The sequence below is a fragment of the Leifsonia sp. SIMBA_070 genome (assembly GCF_046534635.1).
Classification (GTDB): Bacteria; Actinomycetota; Actinomycetes; order Actinomycetales; family Microbacteriaceae; genus Leifsonia.
Genome location: NZ_JAWRYK010000409.1, coordinates 1 through 264, shown reverse-complemented (window position 1 = coordinate 264; position 264 = coordinate 1). Strand labels below are relative to the sequence as shown.

The window sequence follows — 264 nt, the reverse complement described above, 5'->3', positions numbered from 1 at the left end:
CGTCAAGGGCCGAGACCACGCGCCGACGGGGCAGGACTGGGACGACGCGGTAGCCTACTGGAAGACGCTGCCGACCGACGAGGGCGCGACGTTCGACGCCGAGGTGTTCATCGACGCGAACGAGCTCGAGCCCTTCGTCACGTGGGGCACCAACCCCGGACAGGGCGTCTCGCTGTCGCAGACCGTGCCGACTCTCGACAGCTTCGCCGACGAGGGGGAGCGTCAGGCGGCTCAGCGCGCGTACGAGTACATGGACCTCGAGCC

General features: G+C 69.3%; 1 protein-coding gene. It reads left to right on the top strand.

Features of this window, described 5'->3' with window-relative positions:
* On the top strand, positions 1-264 hold a 264-nt coding region (locus SB754_RS20870), incomplete at both ends, for an aconitase family protein (RefSeq protein ID WP_410784262.1).